The 26,781-nt window shown below is 72.1% G+C and carries 19 protein-coding genes; 7 read left to right on the top strand and 12 right to left on the bottom strand.

Annotated elements, in window-relative coordinates:
- Positions 1-178: 178 nt before the first annotated feature.
- From WMF26_RS21250 to WMF26_RS21240, 3 genes are all read right to left on the bottom strand, one after another.
- Positions 179-1,039 carry a hypothetical protein gene (locus WMF26_RS21250; RefSeq protein WP_438001826.1) on the bottom strand — a complete coding sequence of 287 codons (861 nt, stop codon included), beginning with the start codon at positions 1,037-1,039 and terminating at the stop codon, positions 179-181.
- Between the two features lie 707 nt (positions 1,040-1,746).
- Positions 1,747-2,637: a hypothetical protein gene (locus tag WMF26_RS21245; protein ID WP_438001825.1), complete on the bottom strand. Its 891-nt coding sequence runs from the start codon at positions 2,635-2,637 to the stop codon at positions 1,747-1,749.
- Positions 2,638-2,941: 304 nt separating this feature from the next.
- Positions 2,942-3,163, bottom strand: coding sequence for a hypothetical protein (locus WMF26_RS21240; RefSeq protein ID WP_020736229.1), 222 nt, complete (start codon positions 3,161-3,163; stop codon positions 2,942-2,944).
- Positions 3,164-3,469: 306 nt separating this feature from the next.
- On the opposite strand from WMF26_RS21240, the gene WMF26_RS21235 reads away from it, so the two are divergent.
- The 4 genes from WMF26_RS21235 to WMF26_RS21220 all read left to right on the top strand — a co-directional run bounded on the left by WMF26_RS21235 (position 3,470) and on the right by WMF26_RS21220 (position 12,199).
- Entirely contained in the window at positions 3,470-4,495 is a 1,026-nt protein-coding gene (locus WMF26_RS21235) for an STAS domain-containing protein (protein ID WP_438001824.1), read from the top strand.
- A gap of 101 nt (positions 4,496-4,596) precedes the next feature.
- Positions 4,597-5,580, top strand: coding sequence for a phosphogluconate dehydrogenase (NAD(+)-dependent, decarboxylating) (gene gnd / locus WMF26_RS21230; RefSeq protein ID WP_438001823.1), 984 nt, complete (start codon positions 4,597-4,599; stop codon positions 5,578-5,580).
- 203 nt (positions 5,581-5,783) lie between these two features.
- On the top strand, positions 5,784-9,653 hold the full coding sequence (locus WMF26_RS21225; protein WP_438001822.1) for an RHS repeat-associated core domain-containing protein: 3,870 nt from the start codon (positions 5,784-5,786) through the stop codon (positions 9,651-9,653).
- On the top strand, positions 9,563-12,199 hold the full coding sequence (locus WMF26_RS21220; RefSeq protein WP_438002431.1) for an AAA family ATPase: 2,637 nt from the start codon (positions 9,563-9,565) through the stop codon (positions 12,197-12,199). Before WMF26_RS21225 ends, WMF26_RS21220 begins: the two co-directional genes overlap by 91 nt.
- Before the next feature lie 29 nt (positions 12,200-12,228).
- Here the strand turns inward: WMF26_RS21220 and WMF26_RS21215 are convergent, their stop codons facing one another.
- Positions 12,229-14,127: an inositol monophosphatase family protein gene (locus tag WMF26_RS21215; protein ID WP_438001821.1), complete on the bottom strand. Its 1,899-nt coding sequence runs from the start codon at positions 14,125-14,127 to the stop codon at positions 12,229-12,231.
- A 29-nt stretch (positions 14,128-14,156) separates the two neighbouring features.
- On the bottom strand, positions 14,157-14,474 hold the full coding sequence (locus WMF26_RS21210) for a LysR family transcriptional regulator (RefSeq protein WP_061626142.1): 318 nt from the start codon (positions 14,472-14,474) through the stop codon (positions 14,157-14,159).
- Between the two features lie 104 nt (positions 14,475-14,578).
- On the opposite strand from WMF26_RS21210, the gene map reads away from it, so the two are divergent.
- Positions 14,579-15,328, top strand: a complete 750-nt coding sequence (map, locus tag WMF26_RS21205; protein WP_061626141.1) for a type I methionyl aminopeptidase — start codon at positions 14,579-14,581, stop codon at positions 15,326-15,328.
- A gap of 67 nt (positions 15,329-15,395) precedes the next feature.
- On the opposite strand, the gene WMF26_RS21200 is transcribed toward map, so the two are convergent.
- Together WMF26_RS21200 and WMF26_RS21195 are read right to left on the bottom strand one after the other, a co-directional pair.
- Entirely contained in the window at positions 15,396-15,890 is a 495-nt protein-coding gene (locus WMF26_RS21200; RefSeq protein ID WP_061626140.1) for a hotdog fold domain-containing protein, read from the bottom strand.
- 85 nt (positions 15,891-15,975) lie between these two features.
- On the bottom strand, positions 15,976-17,610 hold the full coding sequence (locus tag WMF26_RS21195) for a protein kinase domain-containing protein (protein ID WP_438001820.1): 1,635 nt from the start codon (positions 17,608-17,610) through the stop codon (positions 15,976-15,978).
- 151 nt (positions 17,611-17,761) lie between these two features.
- Between WMF26_RS21195 and WMF26_RS21190 the strand changes: the two genes are divergently transcribed.
- Entirely contained in the window at positions 17,762-19,018 is a 1,257-nt protein-coding gene (locus WMF26_RS21190) for a dicarboxylate/amino acid:cation symporter (RefSeq protein ID WP_438001819.1), read from the top strand.
- A gap of 120 nt (positions 19,019-19,138) precedes the next feature.
- Here the strand turns inward: WMF26_RS21190 and WMF26_RS21185 are convergent, their stop codons facing one another.
- The 5 genes from WMF26_RS21185 to WMF26_RS21165 form a co-directional block, all read right to left on the bottom strand.
- Positions 19,139-19,888: a hypothetical protein gene (locus tag WMF26_RS21185; RefSeq protein WP_438001818.1), complete on the bottom strand. Its 750-nt coding sequence runs from the start codon at positions 19,886-19,888 to the stop codon at positions 19,139-19,141.
- A gap of 304 nt (positions 19,889-20,192) precedes the next feature.
- Positions 20,193-20,594, bottom strand: a complete 402-nt coding sequence (locus WMF26_RS21180; RefSeq protein WP_438001817.1) for an SPW repeat domain-containing protein — start codon at positions 20,592-20,594, stop codon at positions 20,193-20,195.
- Between the two features lie 424 nt (positions 20,595-21,018).
- Positions 21,019-22,113 carry an alpha/beta fold hydrolase gene (locus WMF26_RS21175; RefSeq protein ID WP_437338865.1) on the bottom strand — a complete coding sequence of 365 codons (1,095 nt, stop codon included), beginning with the start codon at positions 22,111-22,113 and terminating at the stop codon, positions 21,019-21,021.
- A gap of 260 nt (positions 22,114-22,373) precedes the next feature.
- Complete coding sequence (locus WMF26_RS21170) at positions 22,374-23,399, bottom strand: M23 family metallopeptidase (RefSeq protein WP_438001816.1); 1,026 nt, start codon at positions 23,397-23,399, stop codon at positions 22,374-22,376.
- Positions 23,400-23,613: 214 nt separating this feature from the next.
- Entirely contained in the window at positions 23,614-25,050 is a 1,437-nt protein-coding gene (locus WMF26_RS21165) for a DEAD/DEAH box helicase (RefSeq protein WP_438001815.1), read from the bottom strand.
- 458 nt (positions 25,051-25,508) lie between these two features.
- Here WMF26_RS21165 and WMF26_RS21160 point away from each other — a divergent pair, with 458 nt between their 5' ends.
- Positions 25,509-26,777 carry a hypothetical protein gene (locus WMF26_RS21160; RefSeq protein WP_438001814.1) on the top strand — a complete coding sequence of 423 codons (1,269 nt, stop codon included), beginning with the start codon at positions 25,509-25,511 and terminating at the stop codon, positions 26,775-26,777.
- Positions 26,778-26,781 lie beyond the last annotated feature (4 nt).

Genomic DNA, 26,781 nt, shown 5'->3' with positions numbered 1-26,781 from the left:
GAGACGGACCGGATCCGACATGCGCGCGCAGGGCTGCAGTCTGCTCCGGCGAGCTTACAGCCGTCGCGGTGCGCTGGACAGCGAATGGCGCCCGCCACGGATCAGGACGCGTGGGCAGGAGAGGCCCGGGACGCTCCCTCTCCGGGCACTCCCCCGCCGGGCCGCGCGACGGTGGAGCTCATCGCCCGTCGCGCGCCACGGAACCCCGGTCTCCCCTCCTCCCCGCGCGCCGGAGCGGCGCGAGCGCGGCCAGGAGCAGCAGGGCGAGCCCCGCCTTCGGCGTGGAGCTCCGCGAGAACGCGCAGCCCGACGCCTCGCGCTCGACCTGGAGCACCTCGCTGCGCTCGCTCTCGTTGCCCGCCTCGTCGATCGCCGAGACCGCGATGTACACGTTGCGGCCCACGTGGTCCTCGTCCACGTAGAGGAACATCGAATCGCCCTCCAGCCACGCGTCCGGCTGCGACTTGGCGAGCGCTTGCTCCGGGCTGAAGCCCACGTACACGGCGTAGACGAGCGCCTCGGCGGGCGTGTGATCGTCCTCGCTGGGCGCGGCCAGATCGAACGTCAGCGTGGTCATGTCCGGGCAGCCGCCGTAACCGCACGCGGGCTCGTTCGCGTGGAACTCGATGTCTCCGCCCGCCAGCACCGGCGCGCTCGGCGGGGTGCCATCGACGACATCCGACGTCCGGACGAGGCGCTCGACAGACGGCCTCAGGCGCAATCGGTACGTGGTGTCAGGGGCCAGCGTATCGGCGGGCCGAATCACGCTGTAGCCCGGCGGGGCCACCGGAACGTCGGAGCCAGCGCCGGCGACGGCGGCGCCGGTCTCCTCTTCGACCAGCAGGTGCGACAGCTCCGGGAGCTCGCCCCAGATCACGATCGCCACATTGCGTGGCACCGTGGCGGGCTCTCCCGGCGCGGCAGCGCGGAGGAACCCCTCCGAGACGCTGGTATCCACAGGGTCGCAGGCGCTCGCGGGGCCGCCGGCCGTCAGCACGCCGAGCGCGGTCGCGAGGGTGAGGCACGTTCCGAGCTTCATGCGAGGCCAGCAGAGCAAGCCGCACGCCACGCGGGCGTGTACGTCCCTCGACGTCGCCCGGCGCCACCGAGGTCTGATCGCCGCGTCGCGTCCAGCCCGCGCCGGCCACGCCGCGTATGCGGCAGCGCGCCTCACGCCGCGAGCGCGACGCCAGCGCGACGGCGCCACGGCGCGCCGCCCGGGCAACCGATGGTCGTAGCGAGACCGACCCTGGGGCGAGGTGGGTCGAGGCGTCGCACAGTTGCGCCGCCGGCCATCCGGCGACATCGGCCCGCTCCCGTGTACCATCGCGCGATGTCGCGGCCGATTCGCGCCGGGGGAGCCGTGCCGGTCAGGCGCACCGTCGCGCTGCTGCTCGGCGCAGCGCTCTCCCTCGCGCCGGGCGGGACGCTCGGCCGCGGCGCCGCGCCCCGCATGCCCGGGCCCGAGCCGCCCAGGAACCTCGATCCCGTGGCCGTGAACCGCGATTGCGAGCGGTGCCACGCGGAGATCGCGCGCGAATGGCGCGGGTCGAAGCACCAGCGCGCCTACGTCGACGCGCCCTTCCAGGCAGCGCTCGCGAAGGAGCGAGCACGCCGTGAGGCGCGAGGCGCGAGGCGCGAGGCGCGAGGCGCGAGGCGTGAGGCGCGAGGCGGGCCTGCTGCGGGCTCAGCCCGCGGGCGACGGTGACGGGGCGCCGCCCCGAGGCGATCTCGACAGCGCGGCGATCAGCGCTCAGGCCGGCCGATGCGCTTCCGGATCGCGTCCTGGACCTCGGCCGGGAGCGAGCGCAGGTGCTCGTCGGGGAAGCCGCGTAGCGCCTCGTCGGACAGCGCCAGCAACTGGTGCGCGGGCGACAGCCCGGCCAGCCGCTCCTCGGGAGCCAGCCCGGCCAGCCGCTCCTCCGGAGCCAGCCCGGCCAGCCGCTCCTCCGGGGTCAGCCCGACCAGCCGACGCTCGACCGGCAGTGAGTCGAGCAGCTTCTGCAGCATCTCGTCGTAACCTTCCAGCTCCTCCACGTCCTGCATCGTACCCTCCTCCGGCCTCACCCACTGCTGTAACCACCGCCGCGCCTCCGGGCTGAGCACCGGGCGATGGCTGAAGATCCTCAAGAAGTCGTCCTGCTCCGCCTCCGCCACCTCGTCCGTGACGACAAGATAGGTCGTGTACACCGCGCCGTCGATGCGGCCATAACCGCCGCCCAGAGGCACCAGCACCCAGTCCATTTCGGCGAGCTCCCGGACCAGCGTGCGCGTAATGCTCGCGACGACCAGGACCAGCGTGAGCGCGCGATACCCCGACAGCCGCTCGATCTGAGCCACGTGGTGCTGCACACCGTACCCCCACAGGCGCAGGAGATCACCGCGGCGGAACGCGGACCGGGCAGGGCTCTTGTACTCGAGCACCGTGTCCGTTCCGAGCAAAGGCCACAGGCCGCGCAGCACCCGGGCGTCACCCGCCTCGTGCGGGGCGTCCGCTTTCCGCAGCAGCAGGACGTCCGCGCGCTGCGGCTCGACCGTGAGCGGCACATCGAGCTGGACCGCGACGTTCGAGGGCCCGCGGGCGCGAACCAGGTTCGCGAAGCCCAGGTGCCACAAGTTCCGGGATGTCGTCGCCATGAAGGACCATCCAGAGGACGCCGGAGAGCGGCGCGCTGGATTGCGCGCAGGCTCCGCTGCAGCGCAACGGGAGGGCGTCGTTCATGGGTTCCGGACAGGGGCGCAGCGCTATCTCGGAAACGACATGCAGCCAGGGGCCTCAGCCTCGGCCGGCCGGCGCGCCGCCCCGCCAGGCTGCACCGAGAGCTAGCTGCGGCCGGCGCGCCGCGAGACCTGATCCCAGACGGCGGTATAGGAGAAGCGAGTCAGGACCGGGGCGGCGCAGGCGGCCCCGCGCGCCGTCGAGCGTCGGCTCGGCGCAGGATCAGCTGATGCCCATGGGCGCGCCGCCCTCGGCGACGAACCGATCGGCGATGTCCACGAGGAGCGCGTCGGTGGCGGGCTTGCTCTTCACCGTGACCTGCGTCTCGTCCGGCAGGAGCACGAACGAGCCGATCACCTTGCCGTCGAGCCGCACCTCGTGGCTGCCGCCGGGCGGAGCGGAGGCGACCTCGTAGACCTTGCCGTCGCGTGCCTTGATCTTCATGCCCTAGCGGTAGCACGCGGCGGCGCGGCGCGGGGTCGCCTGCCGACGACGCCGCGAGCGCGCGAGCACGGCGGCGCCCCCCCTTCACCGCGGGCGGATGGCGCGGTAGGATGCGGCCGCGCCGCGCGCGAGGAGTGTGCACCGTGCCGAGATTCGATCTGGTCCTGATCCCGTCGCTTGCATCGGCGAGGCGGGGCTCCGCGCGGAAGCGGCCCGGGGGAGCGTCATGACGGCGGCCTCCTCGCAGCTCATCGAACCACGGACCGACGCCGCGGGTCCCCCGCTCGACGCCGATTGCTGATGGCGATGCCAGCCTCTGGCCAGCCCCACGAGACCGGCGGCGGCGGGTGGATCATCCTCGGCGTCCTGAACGAGATCCTCCTCAAGCTCGCGAGCCAGCCGGATCTGCGGTCGCTCTGGGAGGAGGTCTGCTCGAGCGCGCGCTGGATCGTCCCGTCCCAGCGGCTCTGCGTCGTGCTCGGCAACGACGGCGGCGGCGCGCGGATCGCGGCGCGGTACGAGCGCGGCAACTTCGAGTACGGCGCGCCCCAGGGCGGCGGCGTCGTCGTGGACGCGTGGATGGTCGCGGCGCTGGAGGCGCAGCGCGCCGCGTGGTTCAAGGGGCCCTGGACCGAGGCGCGGGAGGCGGACCAGGCGCGCGCGTGGCTCCTCGCGGAGGACCCGGACGTCGTCTTCCACGTGCCGATCCAGGTCTACAAGAAGACGATCGGCACGATGCTCTTCGCCTTGGAGGACCAGCGCCAGATCGACCGGAAGGCGCTGGCGAGCGCGACCACGTACGCGCTCTACGTCGGCGCCACGTACACGATGCTCAAGAACTCGCTCGACCTCGCCGCCGCGAGCGCGCAGCTGCGCGAGCAGAACGAGGAGCTCGAGCGCGTCCAGCTCGAGCTCCGGCGGCAGCTCGACCGGGTCCGCGCGCAGCACGAGGCGATGCTCGAGATGTCGACGCCGATCATCCAGGTGTGGGACAGCGTGCTCACGCTGCCGGTGATCGGCACGGTCGACGGCGCGCGCGCGGCGCGGATGATGGAAGAGGTGCTCGCCGCGGTCGTCCAGCACGGCGCCCGCTTCATGATCGTGGACCTCACCGGCGCGCAGGCGACCGACGCCTCGACGATCGAGCACCTCCTCAGGATCTTCGCGGCGACGAGGCTGCTCGGCAGCCAGTGCATCGTCTCCGGCGTCCCGGCGGCGATGGTCGGGCGCCTCCTGGAGGTCGGCGGCAGCCTGGAGGGGATCCCGGTGTTCAGCACGCTGAGGAGCGCGCTCGAGCACGTGATGGGCGCCCTCCGGCAGCGGCCGCGGTAGGCCGTCCCCAGAAGCGGCGGCCGGACGCGGGCGCGGCGCCGGCGGCGCGCTTCGCGGCGCGCCCTGTGATACGCCCGCGGGCGCAGACAGGAGCGTGACAGATGAAGCTCGCAATGATCGGACTCGGGAGGATGGGCGCCAACATGGCGCGCCGGCTCATGCGCGGCGGCCACGAGGTCGTGGCGTTCGATCTGAACCAGGACAGCGTGAGGCAGCTCGGCGCGGAGGGCGCGGCGACGGCCTCGTCCCTCGGCGAGGTGGTGGCGCAGCTCGCGTCGCCGCGCGTGGTCTGGGTCATGCTCCCGGCGGGCGCCCCGACCGAGCGCGTGGTCCAGGAGCTCGGCGAGAAGCTCGGCGCGGGCGACGTGATCATCGACGGGGGCAACACCTACTTCAAGGACGACGTCCGCCGCGCCAGGGCGCTCGCGCCGAAGGGCATCCGCTACGTCGACGTGGGGACGAGCGGCGGCGTGTGGGGGATCGAGCGCGGCTACTGCCTCATGGTCGGCGGCGCGCCCGAGACGTTCGCGCTGGTGGAGCCGATCCTGCGGACGCTCGCGCCCGGGCCGGGGGACATCCCGCGCACGCCCGGCCGGCGGGAGGCGCAGAGCACGGCGGAGGAGGGCTTCCTCCACTGCGGCCCGGTCGGCGCCGGCCACTTCGTGAAGATGGTCCACAACGGGATCGAGTACGGCCTCATGCAGGCGTACGCGGAGGGGTTCGACATCCTGAAGAACGCGGGGACCGAGCGGCTGCCCGAGGAGCACCGGTACGCGCTCGATCTCGGCGAGATCGCCGAGGTCTGGCGGCGGGGGAGCGTGGTGGGCTCGTGGCTGCTCGACCTCACCGCGATCGCCCTGACCGAGAGCCCGGAGCTCGCCGGGTACAGCGGCTTCGTGCAGGACTCCGGCGAGGGCCGCTGGACCGTGATGGCGGCGATCGAGGAGGCGGTGCCCGCCGAGGTGCTCTCGTCGGCGCTCTACGCGCGCTTCCGCTCGCGGCACGATCACACGTTCGCCGAGAAGGTGCTGTCGGCGATGCGCCACAAGTTCGGCGGGCACCTGGAGCGGCCGACGGGGGGCTGAGCGGGGCGAGGAGGGCGCCGCCGGCGAGGGGCAGCTCGGGCGCCGTCGCGCCGCGCTGGCGGTGGCGCCGGGACACCCTGCGGAGGCGCGCTCGCCTTCAACGCGGCGGGGGTCGCGGGGATTGACGGCGGCAACCGACCTCCGGCAGCGTTTCCTTCATGGCTCGCACCGCCCCTGTCCCCAACATCCCGGCGATTCCTGGCATGAACCCAGGCGTATTTGTCATGGGCGGAGGCGCCGTCGGCGGTGGGCGTGGCGGAGCCTCAGGCCGGGGCAAGGCGCGAGGACAAGGGGCCGGCGGCAAGAACGGCGGCGACAAGGCGAAAGGCGGAGGAAAAAGTGCGTGCGGCGCCGGCAAAGACGGTGGCGGCTGCCCGAACCACCACGGCGGTCGCGGCAGCGGAAAGGTCGCCCAGGGCGAGCCGGTCGACGTCGTCACCGGACGGGTGTTCACCGTCCCCGAGGCGGACGTCGATCTCCCGGGCCCCCTACCCCTCGAGATCGTCCGATCGTACGGCAGCCAGGCGCGTGAGCGGGACATCGGCCTCGGCTTTGGATGGAGCCACAGCCTCGCATGGGCGGTCGAGCTGCGCCGGCGGAGCACCGTCGTCGTCACGGCCGACGGCATCGAGGAGGAATTCGGGCTCGTTTCGCGGGACGCCGGCGTCATCGGCCCGCATGGCTGGGTGCTCCACAGGGAGGGCAACGGCTTCTCGCTCGATTTTCCGGACGGAGACCGCCTGCTGTTCGAGCCGGATCCGGGCGACCGGACTCAGCATCGCTTCCGCCTCGCTGCGCAGGTCGATACGTTCAACAACCGGATCGTCCTCGCCTATGTCGAAGGACGCCTGGCCCAGGTCACCGACAGCGCCGGCCGCGTCCTGCGGCTTCGACCGGCGTCCGCAGGGCGCATCGGTCAGATCGAGTTCGTGAGCCGCGCACCCGGGGGGCGCTCGGTCGTATTCGCGCGCTACCAGTACGACAAGGCAGGCGACCTCGTGGCAGTGACCGACGCGGACGGGCACACCACGAAGTATGGCTATGACGGCGAGCACCGGCTGGTCTGGCAGCAGAGGCCGACCGGGCTCACGTTCCACTACCGGTACGACGCCGCCGGACGGTGCATCGAGACATGGGCAGACTACCCCGGCGCGGTCGACCCGTGCCTCGCCGCGTCGGTCCCGGCGCTGCTGTCGGACGGCAAGACGCCAGCGAAGGGCATGCACCACGTTCGGCTCGACTTCCATCCCGACGGCTACTCCGAGGCGACCGACTCGGTCACGTTTCACCGTTACTTCGGCAACGAGCACGGGAAGGTCGACAAGGCCGTATCGGCCGGGAGCGTGTATACGCGCACGTACGACGAGCGGGGCCACCTGCTCTCGTTCACCGATCCGCTCGGAGCGACGACGCGCTGGACGCGCGATATCTTCGGCAACGAGACGCGCATCGTCGACCCTCTCGGGAACGAGACGGCGATCGAGCGACTGCCGAGCGGCGATATCCGCAAGATCATCGATCCGGAAGGTGGCGTGACGGAGGTCACGTACGCCGAGCGCGCCATCTTCTGGACCGATCCGATCGGCGCGACCTTCGAGGTCCGCTTCGACGCTCGCGGTCTCATGGAGGCGACCGTGGCCCCGACGGGCCATCAGACGCATTACCGGTACGACGAGCACGGCAACCTCGTCGAGGTGATCCGCGCCTCCGGCGTGCGCTGGACGGCCGCGTACGACGAGCTGGGGCGGCGGACGGCGGAGCGCGACGAGGCAGGAGGCGTGACCGAGTACTCCTACAGCGACAAGGGGCTGCTCCTCGCGGTGCGCGAGCCGAGCGGCGCTGTCACGCGTTACGAGTACGACGGCGACGAGAACCTCACCCGCGTGACGGACGCCGAGGGCCGAACGACCCGCCTCGTGCGCGGAGGCACCGGCTCGCTGGCGGACGCCATCCTGCCGGACGGGAGCGTCCTTCAGCTCCGGTATGACCGGGAGGAGCGTCTCGTCGAGATCCGCAACGGGAACGGAGAGGTGTACTCGATCGAGATCGGCGCCCTCGGCCTCCCGATCGCGGAGAGGACGTTCGATGGCCGGGAGATCCGCTATCAGCGCGACGCGCTCGGGCGCGTCCTCCTGATCCGCCGTGGCAGCGAGTCAACAGAGCTCGAGCGCGACCTCGCCGGGCGCGTGGTGAAGAAGATCTACGACAACGGGGCCGAGGAGCATTTCGCTTACAATGGACGTGGCGAGGTGATCCTGGCGGAAGGGAGCGGGTGCACGGTCGAGCTTCGACGCAACGCGGTCGGATGGGTGATCGGGGAGAAGCAGGTCGTCGACGGCAAGACGTTCCAGGTCGAGGTGACCTGCGATCGGGTCGGGACTGCGCTTCGGAGGGCGACGTCCCGAGGTCATGTGGTGGAATGGGCCTTTGATGAGGCCGGGCGCCGCACGCGTACACGGCTCGACGGCCGCGACGAGGTCGTCTCGCGCCACGACGAACGGGGGCTCACGGTCGAGACCCTCCTGCCGGGTGGAGGCCGCGTCGAAGCGCGGCATGACGCGATCGGCAGGCTCGTTGCCCGGCGGGTGCTGTCGTCATCCGGCCCGATCGCCGTGCGGCCAGGCGAGCCGGCGTGGGTCGGACCTCGGGGGGCGAACGTGACCGTGGAGCAGGCGTTCCAATATACCTCGGCGGGGCACCTCGCAGCCGTGTGGGATGCGCGTTTTGGACACAGGCGATTCGAGCATGACGCGCTCGGTCAGCTCCTGGCCGTGATCCCCGAGGCGGCGCGCGATGGGCTCGCGAGCAGGCGGACCCCTGGCGCCGAGCTCTTCCGCTACGATGCCGCCGGCAACCTCCATGAGCGAGGGGAAGGGGCGGAGGAGCGCCGCTATGGGCAAGGCGGGCGGCTGGAGATCAAGGGCTCCACCTGCTTCCGCTACGACGATCAGGGCCGGCTGATCGAGAAGAGGGCGCGAGGCGCCGCCGGGGACGAGCGCGTGACGCGTTATGCATGGTCGGCGAGCGGAATGCTCACGAAGGTCGAGGGGCCAGACGGGACGACGGTCGAGCTCACGTACGACGCGTTCGCGCGGAGGATGAAGAAGACCGTGCGGAAGCAGGAAGAGAATGGTGAGGTGCGCCTCCTGCGCACGACGCGCTTCTGCTGGGACGCGATGACCCTCGCGCACGAGATCGCGTCGACCCCGGAGGGAGAGAGCGAGGAGCGTACCTACTGTTTCGATGCGAGCGGTGCTCCGTGGGCTCACCGCGACACGGGGCATACCGGGGAGGGCCCGGTCGTGGGGCCATGGCTCTTCTACTTGAACGAAGCCATGACGGGCTTTCCGGAGCGCCTCGTCGACGGGAAAGGTGAGGTCGCGGCCGAGCTGTTCCGCACGGCTTGGGGGAAGGTGACGTCCGAAGCCGGAAGCCGCGCCCCGACACCGGTGCGCTTTCTGGGGCAGTACGAGGATGTGGAGACGGGGCTCTTCTGCAACAGGCACCGCTACTATGATCCTGATCTCGGGAGGTACATATCGCCCGATCCCGCGGAGATCGACGGCGAGCTGAACGCCTACTGGTACGCGCGCAACCAGCCGTGGACCATCGTCGATCCCGACGGGCTCATCTATTCCCGCATCCTCGACAGGGACGGCAACGTCCTTACGTACGTGGATGAAGACGGTAATACGAAGCCGTACGTGGGAAGGAACCCCAGCGAGGGAGGCAAGATCACGCCCTCCTCTCACATCAGCGACAAGCCGTGCGCCGAGGCGCAGGTCCTGACGGTGATGGGGGAGAACATTCGAAGAGACGTGATGAAAGAGCAGAAGAAGGTGCGCGTTCAGGATCGCATGACCCCCGATCAGGTCAACGCCGAGGTGAACCGGCGCATCAAAAAGAAGTTCCAGGACGAAGACCTCTCGATCGAGACGTACGACAGCGCGAAGATGCGGAAGCGGGTCGACCCGTGCGAGAAATGCGGAGCGATGTTCGAAAGGCTCGGCATCTCGGAGCACGTCGTCGGGGCGAAGGGCAAGAAGGGCCAGTACGGCGTCTACAGGGCCTAGGACAGCAGGGCGAGCGTCTCGGACCCGAGGTGCGAATGCATCGGAAGGAACAGGGAAGATCTGAAGCGGCCGTCTCCTTGACCGAGGGAGAAGAGCGCGCCCGTGAAGCGATCGAGCGATGGCTCGCGGCTCCGGTTCCCGCGTGCGTGCTGCACGGCCCTGCGGGAGCGGGCAAGACGACGCTGTGTGCCCGGCTCGTAGCCGAGGCGCGCGAGCGGGCCGGGGTATGCGCCGCTGTGGTGCAAGCAGGACGAGCGACCCGCCTTGCGTGTGAGCATGAGATCCTCGCGTCGCTCCTGCAGCAGCTCGGCGAAGACGTGCTGCGCCCTCCGCGGGACGTCCTGAAGCTGCGCTCGGATCTCCGGAACCGGCTGGCCAACGGCCAGGATGAGGACGAGCCCGAAGTGCTCCTCGTGCTCGATGGTCTCGACGAGTGCGTCGACTGGCCTCGCGACGCTCGGGAATCGACGCTTCGGGAGCTCGGAAAGCGCGTCCGATGTCTGGTTTCCATCTCCGGCGACGAGGGCGAAGCGCACGCCTTCAGGGAGTGCCTCGGCTGGAAAGACGGCGATGCGCACCTCGTCGAGGTTACGCCACCTTCCCCAGCGGTGGCGGCGAGCCGAGGCATTCCGAGCTGGGCAGCAGCAGGGGGAAACGGCGGACCAGAGGCGCTCGCCGCGGAAATCGAGCGTGAGCTCTGGCTCCTTGAAGGAGGAGAGACAGCGCTGGAGGTGCTCTCCCTGCTGGCTCGTGCGCTTTCGCCGCTCGATCCGGAGGATTTCGCGGAGCTCTGGGACATCGACAACCATGCTGCGCGCGGTCGTCTGCTGGTGTGCGCACCGTTCCTCGATCGGCTCTTGCGCTGGGGTGGGCCGGCGCACGCGGTGAGTTTCCAGCATGAGGCGCTGCGGGTCGCGTGGGCGCAGAGGAGCGCCGGTCGCGGTGAGGCGATCGATGCGCGCTACGGCGGCGCGATCGCGCGATGTACGGCGGAGTCCTCCCGCCGTCTTACGGCGTACTTCCGCCGTTATGCGAGCGCGCACCTCGCCCTCGGCGGCGCTCCTGTCGCCTCGATGCTCGCGTTCGCGGAGCCGAGCTGGGTACGCCCTGTCTCCGCCGAGGCGCTCGCCGATGCCCTCGTCGATCTCCGCCGCCTGCGCGATCGTCTCGGAGAGGAGGTGGAGCGTTGCAGGTCCCTCACTCCGAACCTCGCCGCGGCGCTCGTCCGCTGCGCGGCGGCGCAGGGCGCGGCGGCGACGCTGGGAGACGCGGAGCCGTGGGCGAGCCCCGATGCCGACCTCGTCACGCCACGACTCGACGCGGACGCGGCGCGCGCTCTCTCCTTGGTCGCCCTCGCAGCGGAGGTCTCACCGTCCCCCCGAGCCGGGGTCCTCGAGAAAGCGTTCGAGCTCGCCGATCGCACGGGCGCGCGGTGGTCGAGCCCCTCGGCGCTGATCGCCGTGGCCGAGGCGGCAGAGGGCGAGCGGCGCATCCGGATCGCGCGCGCCGCGCTGGAAGCCGCGCGCCGTTCGGATGGGGAGGACGCGCCCCGGGAGCTCGTCGCCGCGGCGGGCCTGCTCCCCGAAGAGGAAGCCCAGGAGGTCGCGGCAGAGGCCATCGCGCGCGCTGGAGGGGCGCCGCCCGCGCTCGTGCCTGGCCCGGGCGTGAGCGAGGCTTCCGCCGTCGCGCTGGAGCGAGCTTCGCGTTCCCTGCCCGCGCCCCAGCGGATTCGGGTCCTCGTCCGGCTGCTCGCCGGCCTGCCGGCAGCGGCGAGGGCTCGCGCTGTCCAGGAGATCGAGAGGAACTGGGCGCCTTGGTGCTTCGAGAACGAAGCGGAGGCCGCGGCGGTGGCGCCTTATCTGACCGAGCCTCTCCTGGAGAAGGCGCTCGAGGAGGTTCCCGTCTGGCCGGTGCACGCTCTCGCCGCGCGGCTGGTCGCGCTCGGGCGAGAGGACGAGGCGGGCGCGCTCGTGCTGCGATGGGCGGGGAGCAGCGCCGGGTACCAGGCGGACGCGCTGCTTCGCCTTGGCGAGAGGCTCCCTCCGGGAAGGCGGCCGGAGAAGGAGGTAAAGGCCCTCATCGAAGAGCTCGATCCGGAGGAGCGATGCAATTTGATCAAGGAGCACCCCTCCGCCTCGGTCGCGATCCTGGGAGCGGACGCGGCTTTACGGATCGCGGACGACGTCGGCGAGCCGTCCGGGAGCTATGTTCGAATCGTGGCGTTGGCACGGCTCGCCAGAGCCCTCCCCGAACCGATGCGCGCCGAGGCTGCCCAACGCGCGGTGCTCGCCTTCGAGGCAGGAGGCGCGGACGCCGACGCGCTCGGCAATCTCTGCGAGGCAGCGCCGTGGATGAGCCCTGCCGACGCGGCACGGCTGCTGTCGACGTGCCTGTTCGACGCGTCGGGAAGTCCGTCGCTGGCCGGTGTCTTCCAGGGATGGGCGAGCGTGGCGCAGCTCGCGGGCGTCCTTCGCCGGGCCGGAGGCGAGGAGGCCGTGCTCGCGGCCGCCGATGAGGTGACCTTCGCCGGAAGATGGCTGCATTAGCTGGCGGTAAGCTATCGAAATGAATGGATTTAACCGATGTCCCCGGTCTGGAAGCTCTCCGGCAGGTCGGGCTCCTCGGGCTGCGCTCGCTGCCCGGCGGCGAGGAGCGCCTCGGCCACGAGCATCGCGTCGACCGGCCAGAGCTCGGGCGGACGCCGGTGCTTCGCTCCCGCCTCGGGCAGCGGGCGGCAGGACAGCACGAGCCGCCGGAAGCGATCCGGCACGGCGTCCCGCCCGTGAACCGCGCCGAGCAGCGCGCCCGCGATCGCGGCGTTCGTGTCGGTGTCGCCGCCGGCCATCACCGTGTCGACGAGCCCCTGCTCGAGCGACGGCGCGTGGAGGAGCCGGTAGAAGGCGTTCTGCAGGGCGATGACGACCCAGCCGGCCTGGTGCGAGGAGCTCCGGGGCGGCGCGCGCTGCGCGGCCTCCAGCGCGGCGAGGACCACGCGCTCGCCGCTCCGCTCCGCCTCGGCGCGCGCGGCCGCGAAGGCCCCATCGACGCCGGCGCCGCCCACGGCGGCGGCGATGGCCGCGACGAACGCGCCGGAGGCGGCGCAGCAGACCGGATGGGGGTGCGTGAGCGCGCTGTCGTCGCGCGCCCACGCCGCGGCCTCCCGCGGGCGGCCCGCGCCGAGGATGCCGAGCGGCGCCGCGCGCATCACCGAGCCGTTCGCCTCGCTGGTCAGGCTCGCGGCCGCCCTCGCGTGGTCGCGGCGCGCGCCGGGCGAGGGCGCGCCCGCGGCGGCGCGGAGCGCGGCAGCGACGGTGTTGCCGATGTCGAACGGGCCGGAGCGGTACCAGTGCACGTAGGCGTCGAGCGCGGCCTCGGCGACGAAGCCGCGCTTGCGGACGATCGACCGCGCCAGCATGAGCGCCATCTCGGAGTCGTCGGTCGGCTGCCCGGCGAGGGTGTTCCACGTCCCGCCGTCGGCGAGATCCCGGACCCCGCCCGGATAGAGGCGCTCGATCTGCTCCGCGCTCCGGAACTCGACGAGGGAGCCGAGCGCGTCGCCCGCGAGCTGGCCGAGCAGGCAGCCCTGGGCCCGGGAGAGCGCGCCGGCGCCCTCGATCAGCAGGCTGTGCGACGGGCGCAGCAGCCCGTACGTCCCCTGCGGCGCCGGGATGCGGCCGTGGATGACGGCGTTCCACGGGCGCCGCGCGAGCTCCTGGACGACCGCGGGGGCGCCGCCGAAGAGGCGGCAGATCTGGCCCTCGCGCTCCGCGGTGTACGCGATGGGCGCGCCGTCGTCGTCGACGAGCTCGCCGCCCGCGGCGCGCACGAGCGCGTGGCCGGCCGCGTAGTCCCAGCAGCGCGGCCGGCTGAGCGAGACCGCGGCGACCCCCTCCCCGACCGCCGCCAGCGCGAGCCGGTAGGCGAGGCTCGGCAGCGAGAGGAACCGCGCCGGCGCGACGCACCGGGCGTTGCGGGCCGGGAGGTAGTCCGCCGACTGCGAGAGCAGCACGACGGCGTAGCGATCGAGCGTGGCGCCGGCGAGCGACGACGAGACGGGCGCGCCGTTGCGCCGGATCGGCCCGGCGCCCTCCGCCCAGGCGATGAGGTCGCCGTGGTCGTCGGGGTAGGCGTACGCGAAGACGACGCCGAGCACCGGCGTGCCCTCGCGCAACAGGCCGATCGAGACCGAGGCGCCGCGGTAGCCGTGCAGGAAGGACGCGGTGCCGTCGTGCGGATCGACGACCCAGCGGTGCGACGGGTCCGCGCCGTCCAGGGCGCCGGTCTCCTCCCCGAGGAACGCGTAGGGGGTCGCGCGGGTGAGCGCGTCGCGCAAGAGGCGCTCGACCTCCACATCGACGTCGGCGTGCGTCCCGGCGCCGCGAGGGCCGCCGGGGCGGTGGAACTCCGCGCGGAGGAGCGAGCCCGCGCGGCGCGCCGCCTCGACGGCGAGCGCGAGCTCAGCGTCGTAACCCATGCCGGTCCCGTGGCTCCACGCGAGGCCGCCTACCCGAGCTCGGCGCGCCGGCACCCGCCGGCGTCGAGCGGTCCTGGCGGGGGCGCGGCGCCGTAGCTGCGGAGGTCGGCGACGGCCGCGTCGACCTGGGCGACGATGGTGCGGGCGTGATCGAGGAACGCCGCGCCCGCCGGCAGGAGGCGCATGCCGCGCGCGGTGCGCTCGAACAGCTGCGCGCCGAGCTCGTCCTCCAGGCCGCGGATCTGCCGGCTGAGGGGCGGCTGCGCGATGTGGAGCCGGCGCGCGGCGCGGCCGACGTGGCCCTCCTCGGCGACGGCGATGAAGTAGCGGATCTGCGACAGGCTCACGCGGCCGATTCTACTCGAACGCCGCTCGGGAGAGGAGCCGGGCGCGGGCGCCCGAGATCAAAACAGTATTGGATGGCCGCGCGCCGCGCGCGCATACGCCTCGCATGAACGTGGACATCCTTCGGCCTCGCGCGTGCGAGGCGATGCGGCGCGCCGGGCGCGCGGCCGCGGCGACCCTGGCCGCCGTCGGGGCGCGGCTCGCGCCCTTCGTGACGACCGCGGACATCGACCACTGGGTGCGCGAGGACACGGCGCAGCGCGGCGGCCGCCCGAGTCAGCTCGGGTACAAGGGCTTCCCCGCGGCGGTGTGCACGAGCCGGAACCACGTCGTCTGCCACGGGATCCCGCGGCGCGACGAGGTGCTCCAGCCGGGCGACATCATCAACGTCGACGTGACCACCGAGCTCGACGGCTACCACGGCGACACCTCCGCGACGTTCTTCGTCGGGGAGCCGAGCGCCGAGGCGCGGCACGTGGTGGACGTCGCCCGGCGGTGCCGGGACGCGGGGATCGCGGTCGTGCGCGACGGGGCGCGGCTCGGCGACATCGGCGCGGCGATCGAGGAGCTCGCGCGGGCGGAGGGGTGCAGCGTGGTCCGCGAGGTCGGCGGGCACGGCATCGGGCGGAGGATGCACCTGCCGCCGCACGTCGCGCACACGGGCGTGCGCGGGGCGGGCATGCGGCTCCGCGCCGGGATGGCCATCACGATCGAGCCGATGGTCAACCTGGGTTCGCACAACATCCGCACGCTCGACGACGGGTGGACCATCGTCACCGAGGACGGCAGCCTCTCGGCGCAGTTCGAGCACACCGTGCTCGTGACGCGGGACGGCTGTGAGATCCTGACGCGCTGACGCGAGCGGCCGCGCGGCGCGCGCTCCCGGCGCGCCGGGCGCGATCGCGCCGGCGGCCCGGGCGCCGTCACACCCCCTTGGTCACCCAGGCCCAGACGAACTCGCACTCCATCGGCGACGCGCCGCCCTCGTCCGTCACGGTGACGGCGACGGCGACGTCCCCCTTCGGCTGGTCGAGGAAGGCCTGCCGCTGCTCGGGGGACAGGGTCGCGACCGCGCGCAGCCCGCCGCGGGCGCGGCGCGTGTAGTCGACCTTCATGCTGCGCAGGAGCGGCAGCTTGTCGTCGGGGAGGTTGACGGCGACGACGAAGCCGGTCGCGGTCTCGGCCAGGAGCCCCGCCGCCGCCGCGTGCACGCCGCCGATGTGGTTATGCACCCTGCGGCCGTTGGCGAGCCGCAGCGCCACCCGATCCGGGCCCACCTCCTCGAACTGGATCCCCGCGGTCCCCGTGAACGGCACCATGCGCTGGAACAGCACGGTCTGCGCGCGCGAGCGCAGGAAGGGCGGGAGCACCTGGAGCGGGGCGAGGGCGCGGGCGATGAAGTTCGGCTTGGTCGACATGGGGCCTCCGAGGGCCGCGAGCTTACCCCATGCCGGCGTCGTCCCGGCGCGAAGCTCGGCGAGCGGCCGGCGCGCGGAGCCCGGGTCAGCGCCGCCGCCGCCGCGCCTTGCTCACCGCGACCTCGGCGTCTTCCTCCGCCTGCTCCGCCTCCTCCGCCCGGGAGCGCGCCGTGTCCGACGCGACGCGGAGCCTGCCCTGCCGCTCCTCGTCCGCCCCCTCGATGCGCTGGCGCCGGGCCGCGGCGGGGCGCGGGCCCCTGCCGGCCGCCCGCGCGAGGGCCACCTCGTGCATGCGGCGGTGGTGCTCGCGCCAGAGCTCCATGCGCTCGGCCTCCTCGGCCCAGTCGTCCTCGTGCGCCGTGAACGCGACGAGCGCGTGGATGGCGACGCCGATGCCCCAGGCCAGCGGGATGATCGCCGCCCAGAGCACGACCCCGAGCACGAGCGCGAGCGTGAGGAGCGCCGCGTTGACGATGAGGTAGACGCCGAGGTGCCGGTAGAAGTTGCGGCGCTTGCGCCGGAGCCAGGCGGCGCGCTCGGCGGCGGTCGCCGCGCCGGCCTTCCGCTCCACGCCGTCGCGCTCGCGCGCGCGCAGCGCGCGGCTCGCCTCGCGCACCGCCTCCGGGTCGACGCCCACCTCCTCCGCCGCGGCGAGCAGGTCGTCGAAGCCGAGCCGCGCGTCGCCCCGCGGCGCGCGCGCGGCGCCGGCCTCGCCCGCGGCCTGGCGCTCGATCGCCCGCGCGAGCACGTCGCGGACCTCCTCGGTCGAGAACCGCTGCGCCGCGGTCTCGCCGCCGCGGGGCGCCTCGCTCTCCTTCGCGGCGGGCGCCTGCGCGTGCGGCGCCGGCATCGCGGCGGGCGCCTCGCCCCGCCCGGCCGCCTCGAGCGCGCGCACGAGGTCATCCATCGACGCGAACCGGTCCTCGGGGCGCTTCGACAGCGCGCGCAGCACGACCGCGCTCACCGCGGGCGGCACGGCGGCGGCGTCGAGCGCGGCGCGGTCGGCCTCGTCGGTGAGGATCGAGGCGACGACGGCGAGCATGTCGCCGGCGCCGCGCCAGGGCAGCCGGCCGGTGAGGAGCTCGAACGCGAGCACGCCCCACGCGAACTGGTCCGCGCGCCCGTCGAGCTCGGCGCCGCGGATCTGCTCCGGGGCCATGTAGACGGGCGTCCCGAGCTTGACGCCGAGGGCGGTCAGCGTCGGCAGCGCGGGGGCCTCGGTGGACGCGGTCGGATCGGCGCCGCCGGCGGCGCGGCGCGCGATGCCGAAGTCGAGCACCTTGATCACGCCGTCGTCGCGGACCATCACGTTCTCCGGCTTGATGTCCCGGTGGACGAGCCCCCGCCGGTGCGCCGCGGCGAGCGCGCGGGCGACGTCGGCCAGCCAGCCGACCCGGGTCGGGACCGGCGCCTCGGCGCCGCCGATCGCGCTGCGCAGGGTGCGGCCGTCGACGAGCTCCATCACGATGAACGGCGTCCCATCGAGCTCGCCGACGTCGAAGATCGAGACGGCGTTCGGGTGATCGAGCGCGGCGGCGGCGCGGGCCTCGCGGAGCAGGCGCGCGCCGGCGTCGTGGTCCATGGCGCCGCCCGCGATCACCTTGACGGCGACGCGCCGCCCGAGCCGCGCGTCGTGCGCCCGGTAGACGCAGCCCATCCCCCCTTGCCCGATGGCGGCCTCGATCGTGTAGCGCTCGAACGAATCGCCCGGCTTCAGCATGCCCGGCGGCGAGCGTAATGGATCCACGCGGGCTTGGACAGGCGGCCGGCGGCCCTGGCCCGCCAGGAAGGCGGTCGCTCCGCGGTCACGGAGGGCGACCGTGGCGCGAACTCCGCGGCTCACGGCGCCGCGGCTTGTGTAAGGTGGCGTCATGTCATCGCATCGAACGATGCTGCTCGGGGTCGCGGTGGGGGCAGCGGGCGGTCTGACGGCGAACGCGGTCGCGGCAGGCTCCCCGGCGCTCACCTGGATCGTCGATCACATCACCTACCCGGTGGGCCAGATCTTCCTGCGCCTGCTGTTCATGCTCGTGCTCCCGATCCTGTTCTCGGCGCTCGTCATGGGCGTCTGCGAGCTCGATCTGAAGCACGTCGGCCGGCTCGGCCTGCGGACGCTGGGTTACACGGCCGTGGTCTCGACCATCGCGGTGCTGATCGGCCTCGTCCTGGTGAACCTGATCCGCCCGGGGGACGGCCTGCCCGAGGCGGTCCGGAGCCTCGCGCACGGCGGCGGGATCAAGGCGGCCACCGCCCCGGTCGACACCTCGCCGGTGGGGATGATCATCGCGATGGTGCCGGACAACGTCATCAAGGCGGCCGCCGCGGGCGACGTGCTCGCCGTGATCACGTTCTCGCTGCTCTTCGGCCTCGCGCTGTCGCTCACCCAGACCGAGGCGGCGGCGCGGCTCCGCGAGGTCATCCAGGGGCTGTTCGACGTCTCGATGCGGCTCATCGAGGGGGTGCTCCGGTTCGCGGCGATCGGCGTGGGCGCGCTGCTCTTCACGATCACCTCCCGCATGGGCATCGGCATCATGCAGCAGCTGGCGGCGTACGTGCTCACGGTGCTGCTCGGCCTCGGGCTGCACATGTTCGTTGTGTACTCGCTCTCGGTGCGCTTCCTCGGCGGGATGTCGCCGGTCGCGTTCTTCCGGGGGAGCCGGACGGCGATCGTGACGGCGTTCTCGACCGCCTCGTCGAACGCGACGCTGCCGACCTCGCTGAAGGTGGCCGAGGAGGAGCTCAAGCTGCCGCCGTCCGTCGCCCGGTTCGTGCTGACCGCCGGCGCCGCGATGAACCAGAACGGGACGGCGCTCTTCGAGGGGGTGACCGTGCTCTTCCTCGCGCAGGTCTACGGCGTATCGCTGACCTTCGGGCAGCAGGCGATCGTGATGCTCATCTCGGTCCTCGGGGGCATCGGCACCGCGGGCATCCCGGCCGGCTCGCTCCCCGTCATCGCGATGATCCTGGGTCTGCTCGGGATCCCGCCCGAGGGGCTCGGCCTGGTCCTCGGCGTGGATCGGTTCCTCGACATGTGCCGGACCGTGATCAACGTGGTGGGGGATCTGGCCGCCGCGGTGTTCGTGTCGCGGGACCAGCACCCGAAGCCGCCGGAGGCGGCCGGGGCGTGACCGGGCGAGGCCGGCGCGCCGCGCCTCGCGGGTGAGGCCTCGCGCCAGCACAAAACCCCGATAAGCGGGAGCGCTCGCCCTCGCTTATCGGGGTTTTTGACGTCTGTCCTCGATCCGAGATCAGGCCGCCATCTTCATGCCGGGCATCATGCCCATCATGTTCGGCATCATCATGCCGGGCATCATGCCCATCATGTTCGGCATCATGCCGCCCATCATCATGTTGGGCATCATGCCCATCATATTCGGCATCATGCCCATCATGTTCGGCATCATCATGCCGGGCATCATGCCCATCATGTTCGGCATCATGCCGCCCATCATGCGGCTCATCATCATGTTGGGCATCATGCCCATCATGTCGGACATCATCGGCATCATGCCGCCCATCATGTTCGGCATCATGCCCATCATACCCATCATGTTGGGCATCATCGGCATCATGCCGCCCATCGGCATCGTGCCGCCCATCGGCATCATGCCGCTCATCGACGGCATCATCGTACACATCATCGGCATCGAGCTCATTGGCATGGTCATCATGGCTTTTCTCTCCGTCAGGTCGTTGCGGGGATTGAAATAACTCCCTGCTCGGATCGGAGCAATATCCAAGGCTTGGAGCGCGGCGCTTTCCTCCACGGGAGCGGACAGGGCTTCGGACGGAGCGGATGGATAGACGAACCGAACGGAGGAGCGTCCACGATAGCGACAGCCGTCGCCGCCGCCCTGGCCGAACGGGCCGGCAGCGCCAGACGCATCTGGCGTTCGCGACAAAGCGCTGTGTGCCGGACGAAACGCGTCCGAAACGGGACAGCCGAAGGCAGCAACGGGAGAGCGACGAGAGGCAAAGCGCCGTGCTCGTCCGCTCATGGATGAGCTCGTCGCGAGCGCCTCGCTGCGCTCTGAAGGCGATATGCACCTAGTTCGCCTGCTCGGCTGGCCGTGGTCGGCTGGCCGTAGGTAGCAGGTAGGTAGTAGGTAGGTAGGTAGCAGGTAGGTAGTAGGTAGAAGGAGGGGCTGCGGCTCCCGCCGAGCTCGCGGTGGGGACGGGGCTCCGGCGGAGCCGCGCCCAGGGTCGGGGTGGGATGGCGCTCTCTCCGGGAGACAAAGAAGCGCGCGGCCGGGGCTGAGCCCCGGCCGCGGCGCCGACTCGCGAGGAACGCTCACGCCGTCATCAGGAGAACGACCGGTGTTCCGAGCGGTAACGCGCGCTGGCCGCCGTCGTCGCGTAGGCCGAACGGTAGTCGGTCACGAGCCAGACCAGGCCGATGGCCACGCCCGACACGACGAAGAAATTCCTCGCCGCGGGCGCCGCATCGAAGTTGAACAGCCAGGGCGCGGCGACGAGGAACACGCCGACCGCGGCCTCGAGCCCTCCGTGCACCGGGAACGGGATGATCTTGGCGGCGCCCAGCGGAAACGCGGTGAGCAGCGTCATGCCGAGGTGCACGGCGCCCAGGATATAGCAGAGCGTCTCCGGGAGACCGCTGAAGCCGAACAGCGACGGAGCCAGCAGGAACAGGGCCGCAACCGCATAATCGATGTACCCATGAGCTCGAGGCGACAGGATCTTCATGACCGACTCCTTGCAATCCTATGTTTGGTTTGAGTGCCTTCGTCGGTCTGGAGAGCTGCAAGGCGCATGCCGGTGGGCAGCCCGGCCCGGAGGGCCGTCCTCCGCGGCGAGCTCAGCGGCCATTTCATCATTCCACGGCGCCGAGAGGGATTGTCAGCCCGCCTGCGCTGGCGCGCTGCGGCGGCGATGGCCACCGCGAGCGCCGCGCTCCTGGATCACGAGCGCCGCTCCTGCCGCATGGCCGGTGCCCTGGAGATCTCGTCCTGTGGCACATTGCCCCGAGATCGCCCACCCGCCACGGGACACGGCAGCTCTCGACGGGTCATGTCCTTGGCGGAGAAGCCGTGTCGTCCTGGCTGTCCAGCGCGCTCGCCCGTTCTCCCAGGCCCGCGCCGCCCCGGGCGCGCCGGCGTGCGGGGCGACCTTAAGGAGCTTGCTCGAGGAAGCCCACCAGCGCGTCCCGGTATTTCTCGAACGCCTCGACCTGCGGCAGGTGGCCGACGCCGGGCAGCTCGACGAGCTTGGCCCCCGGGATCGCCTGCGCGGTCTTCTTGCCCAGGGTCGTGTAGTCGCCGAGCGCGTCCGCGGCCTCCTTCGGCGCCCAGGCGCGGCCGAGCGCCGTCCGATCGCGCAGCCCGATGATGAGCAGCGTGGGCGTGCGGAGGCGCGGGAGCTCGTAGACGACGGGCTGCGTGAAGACCATGTCGTACGTGAGCGCGGAGCACCAGGCGACGCGCGGATACTCGGGGTGCTCCGTCCAGCCCGCCTGGATCTCGATCTGGCGCTCGTACTCGGGCTTCCACGCCCCGTCGTAATAGCTCTTGCGCTGGTACTCGCGGATGCTGTCGCGCGTCGCCTCGAGCTCCTGCTTGTACCAGGCGTCGATGGAGCGATACGGGACCACCGTCTTCCAGTCCTCGAGGCCGATGGGGTTCACGAGGATGAGGCGCTCCGTCCGGTCGGCGAACATGAGGGCGAAGCGCGCGGCGAGCATGCCCCCCATCGAGTGGCCGACCACGGCCGGCCGCTGGACGCCGAGGGCGTCGAGCAGCGCGCGCGTCGTCTCGGCCAGCCCGTGGAAGCTGAACTGATAGGCGGCGGGCTTTGTCGATTTGCCGAACCCGATCTGATCGGGCGCGATGACCCGGAACCCCCGCTCGGTCAGCGCCCGGATCGTCGGCTCCCAGTACGCCGCGGAGAAGTTCTTGCCGTGCAGGAGGAGCACCGCGCGCCCGTTCGGCTTCTCGGGCTGCACGTCCATGTACGCCATGCGGAGCTTCTGGCGCTGCGACTCGACCTCGAAGTGCTTGACTGGATAAGGGTACGCGTACGACGTGAGCTCCGGGTCGAGGCCGGCCGCCGGCTTCCCCACGGGCTGCGCGGCCGGCGGCCCCTCGGGGCGCGCGGCCGGCGACCCGGCCGGCCGAGGCTCGACGCGGGGGGCCGGCGCGCAGCCGGACGCCGGGACGAGCGAGAGGAGGAGCGACGCGAGGACGGGGGTGAGCGCGAGCGTTCTCAACAGGGACCTTCCAGGTGACGTGTCAGGACGACGAGCGATGCTGCGGAGGAGCGGCGCGGGCCGCGGGTCAGGAATCCCGCCAGGGACCTGCCTCGCGAGCATGAGAGATTTCAACGCAAAGACGCCAAGAGCGCAAAGACGCAAAAATGCAGATTCATAATATTATTTATTTTTGCGCCTTTGCGCCTTTGCGCCTTTGCGTTGAAATCTCTCCGGATCCCTGGCCAGACCCCTGGTGGGTGGAGCGAGGAGGCCGGCCGTCACTTCGCCGGCGTGACCAGGAGCTCGGGATCGACGCGCGTCTCGAAGAGGTTCATGCGCCAGTCGAGGTGCGGCCCGTTCGTGCGGCCGGTCATGCCGACGGTCGCGACGACCTGACCTTGCTTGACCTCGTCGTTCACCTTCGCGGCGAAGCCGTGCAGATGGATGAACGTGGAGGTGAGCCCATGGCCGTGATCGATGATCATGGTGTGGCCGCTGAGCGGGAGGTCCTTCTCGACGAAGACGACCTTGCCGCAGGCGGGCGCGCGCACCGGCGACCCGACGGGCACCGCGATGTCCACGCCCCAGTGAACGCCGCCGTCCGTGCCGTTGAGCACGCGCGGCTGGCCGTACCGCGAGGTGACCGGGCCCTTCGACGGCCAGATGAAGCCGTTCTTGTAGCAGTTCTTCTTCGTGTACTTGTTCCGGATGGCGTCGAGCTTCTTCTCGGCCTGCGTGAGCTTCACGCGCGTGGCCATGTCGAGCTTGACCATGTTCTCCGGGAGGTTGTCGACCTTGTCGACCTCGTAGGTGCGCTGCTCCACGTCGAAGAGCTTCTCGAGCACCTGTCCGTCGTCGAACGTGATGGTCAGCTTCTCCTGCGCCGGCGCGTTGCGCGAGAAGGCGATGAGGAACTCCCCCTCATCGCTCACCGTCACGCGGTGGCCGGGGAACGCCATGCGGCGCAGCTTGCCGTTCAGCTTGGCGCGGAGGAGCCCTCCCTGGACGGCGCGCCCCTCCACCGTGAGCCGGCCGTCGTCGGCCGCGGGGGGACCGGCGTCGCCCGCGTCCGCGCTCGCCGCCGCGGCCGCGCCGGCGTCGGCCGGGGCGGGCGCGGCGCCGGCGTCGCCCGCCGCGTCCGCGCTCGCCGGGGCCGGCGCGCTGGCCGAGGCGAGCGGGGCGGCGGAGGCATCCGCCACCGGAGCGGCCGACGCCTGGGCATCCGCGGCGGGCGAGCTCGATGGAGCGCCGCGATCGCAGGCGGCGATGGTGAGCAAGCTTACGACGATGGCGGTAACGCGCATGGCTGAGATCGTGCCAGAATTTGCGCACACCGCGAAAATAATGTGGATGTGGGCAATGCAGGCACGCGCCGGTGGGAGCGGCGGGAGGCCCGCCGCCTGGCGCCCTCGCCCGCGCTGCCGAGCGTGAGGATCGCGCCAGCGACGGCTCGCACGGCCGATCCGGGCGAGCGCGGCGCGGCGGGGCGGCGGGGAGCCGCTCTTGGCGTGAGAGGCGTCAGTTGTCCGCGCGCGGGGTATCGTGGCGCGGCTGCGGCCGCGCCTGGGGCTGTCCCTGCGGCTGAGGCCGCGCCTGCCCCCCGGGCCGCGCCGGCGGCTGGGGCCGCGCCGGTCCCTGAGGCCGGGCGTGCCCGTGCTGCTGCGGCCTGCCCTGCGCCTGGGGCCGTCCCTGCCCTTGCGGGTGCTGCTGGGGCCGCCCCTGCGCCTGGGGCCGTCCCTGCCCTTGCGGGCGCTGCTGGGGCCGCCCCTGCGCCTGGGGTCGCCCCTGCGGCTGCGCCTGATGGGCGGGCCTGGGGTCGGCCTGGAGCCAGGGGATCCCGGGGATGGAGAGGAGCGGGAGGCGCTTCTGGATGAGGCGCTCGATGTCGGCGAGGTACGGTCGCTCCTCGCTGTCGCAGAACGAGAGCGCCACCCCCGACGCCCCGGCGCGCGCCGTGCGGCCGATGCGGTGCACGTAGCTCTCCGGGATGTTCGGGAGGTCGTAGTTGATCACGTGCGAGATGTCCTCGATGTCGATGCCGCGCGCCGCGATGTCGGTCGCGACGAGCACGCTCGTCGTCCCCTGCTTGAAGCTCGCGAGCGCCCGCTCGCGCGCGCCCTGCGACTTGTTCCCGTGGATCGCGACGGCCTCGATGCGCGCGCGGCTGAGCTGCTGGACCACGCGGTTGGCGCCGTGCTTGGTGCGGGTGAACACGATCGCCCGGCGGAGCGCGGGGTCCTTGAGCACGTGCTCGAGCATCGCGCGCTTGTCGGACCGCTCGACGAAGGCCACCCGCTGGTCGATGTTCTCGGCGGTCGTGGCGACCCGCGCGACCTCGACCCGCACCGGGCGGTGCAGGATGCTGTCCGCGAGCTTCTGGATATCCGGCGGCATCGTGGCCGAGAACAGGAGCGTCTGGCGGCGCTCGGGCAGCATCGCGAGCACGCGTCGGATGTCGTGGATGAACCCCATGTCGAGCATCCGGTCGGCCTCGTCGAGCACGAGCGTCTCGAGCCGCCCGAACGGCGAGAGGCCCTGCGAGCACAGGTCGAGCAGCCGGCCCGGCGTCGCCACGAGGACGTCGACGCCGCGGCGCAGCGCCTCCATCTGGGGGCGCTGGCCCACCCCGCCGAAGACGACCGCGGTCCGCAGGCCGAGGTTCTTGCCGTACGTGGTGAAGCTCTCGCCGACCTGCGCGGCGAGCTCGCGCGTCGGGGTGAGCACGAGCACGCGGAGCCCGCGCTGGGTCGGCGCGCCGCTCTGCGCGAGGCGCTGCAGGATCGGCAAGGCGAACGCGGCGGTCTTGCCGGTCCCGGTCTGCGCGCACCCGAGGACGTCGTTGCCCTCGAGGATCGGCGGGATGGCCTGCTGCTGGATCGGCGTCGGGGTGCTGTATCCTTCGGCCTCGATGGCGCGGAGCAGCGGGTCGATGAGCTTGAGATCGGCAAATTCCATGGACATCGGGCTCGTGGAGAGCCCCTCCTGAGCAAGGGCGGAAAGCGCCGCGGCACCGCGCCCTCCTCTGCGAAGGGCCCGATCACGGAGAGCTGCCGCCTCGCGCCTCCTTCAGCGGAGACTGCGAGGTCCACATGACAGCGACCGAGCACCGCGACCCGTGCCAGGTCAGTCCGAGGCCGCGACTCTAGTACGGCGCGGTGAGGAAGTCGAGGCGCGACCGCGAACCCGGCAGCGGGATCGTCGCCGCGCGCCGCGACGGACGCGGCGGTCGGACCCGCGCTCGCCGCTCCTCTCCGCCCCGCGCCGCGCCCTGCGCGGAGCGGGTTTCGTGCGCTCGGCGCATCGTGCTACACCCTCCCCGAGCCGGGGGGACCGCGGATCGCGAGCGCCCGCGTCGCTTCGCTGCTCCCCTCCACGCGACGCACCCGCAGCACGCGCATCACGCGCATCACCTCATGGCCGACACCGCCGAAGCCTCGAACACGCCGGCCCAGGCCGGGCACTCCGCCCCGCAGCGCCCCGACGCCCTGCAACGCCGCCGCCGGCTGCGGCGCTGGGTCCTCGGCTCCCTCGCCGTCTCGGGGCTCGCCGGCGTCGGATTGTGGATCGCGGTGCACCGGATCCCGTGGATGGGCCCGCTCGTCGCGAACGGCCTGCGCTCCGTGATCGGGGCCGAGAACGTGACCGCGCTCGAGGAGACCGCCTACGGCGTCGAGGATCGCGTCCACCAGCTCCTTCGCAAGAACGAGCCGCCGAAGACGTACTGGGAGGTGCCCGAGCCGGCGCCGGCGCCGGCCGCGCCCGCCGCCGAGGCGAGCGCCGCGGTCGTGGCGGCGGCGTTCCGGCCGAAGGACGTCGGCCCCTCGCACGCGGCCTGGCCGGCGCCCGGCGACGGGCAGTGGGTGCCCATCGTGGATCGCGCGCGCCCGGGCGACCCGCCGCGCCTCTACAAGACGCTGATCCACCCGGATCCGCACCGCTCCTGGGCGGAGCTGTTCATCGTGGCGGTGGATCTCTCGGGGGTCGACGTCCACCTCATGGCCGGCTCGCGGGAGCCGGCGGCGACGACCGAGGAGGGCAAGACCTACGAGCGGCCCGCGAAGATCCCGGAGGCGGACCACGAGCGGCTGCTCGCGGCGTTCAACGGCGGCTTCATGACCGAGCACGGCCAGTGGGGCATGCGGATCGACGGCGTGACCCTGGTGCGCCCCCGGGAGAACGGCTGCACCCTCGCGCTCCACGGCGACGGCCGGATGCAGATCGCGCCGTGGGCCCGCATGGCCGCCGAGGAGGGCGCCATGCGGTGGTGGCGGCAGACGCCGAGCTGCATGGTCGACGAGGGCGAGCTCCACCCGGCGCTCCGCGTGCCCGAGGTCCGCAACTGGGGCGCCACGCTGGACGGCAACACGGTGATCCGCCGCTCCGCGGTGGGGCTCGATCGCGACGGCAAGGTCCTCTTCGTGGCCATCAGCAACCACACGACGGCGCCCGCCATCGCGCTCGGCCTGCGCCACGTCGGCGCCACGGCGGTGGCGCAGCTCGACGTGAACTGGTCGTACCCGAAGTTCTTGCTCTACGAGCCCGGCGAGGGCGGCGCGCTCATGCCGGTCGCGCTGGCGAGCGGCTTCGAGTTCTCGGAAGACGAGTACATCCGCAAGCGCTCGCTGCGCGACTTCTTCTACCTCACGCGCAAGCCCGCCGCGCCCTCCGCGGGCAAGCCGTAGCCCC

Source organism: Sorangium sp. So ce185 (assembly GCF_051526825.1).
GTDB lineage: Bacteria > Myxococcota_A > Polyangia > Polyangiales > Polyangiaceae > Sorangium > Sorangium cellulosum_D.
This window is presented reverse-complemented; position numbering and strand designations above follow the sequence as displayed.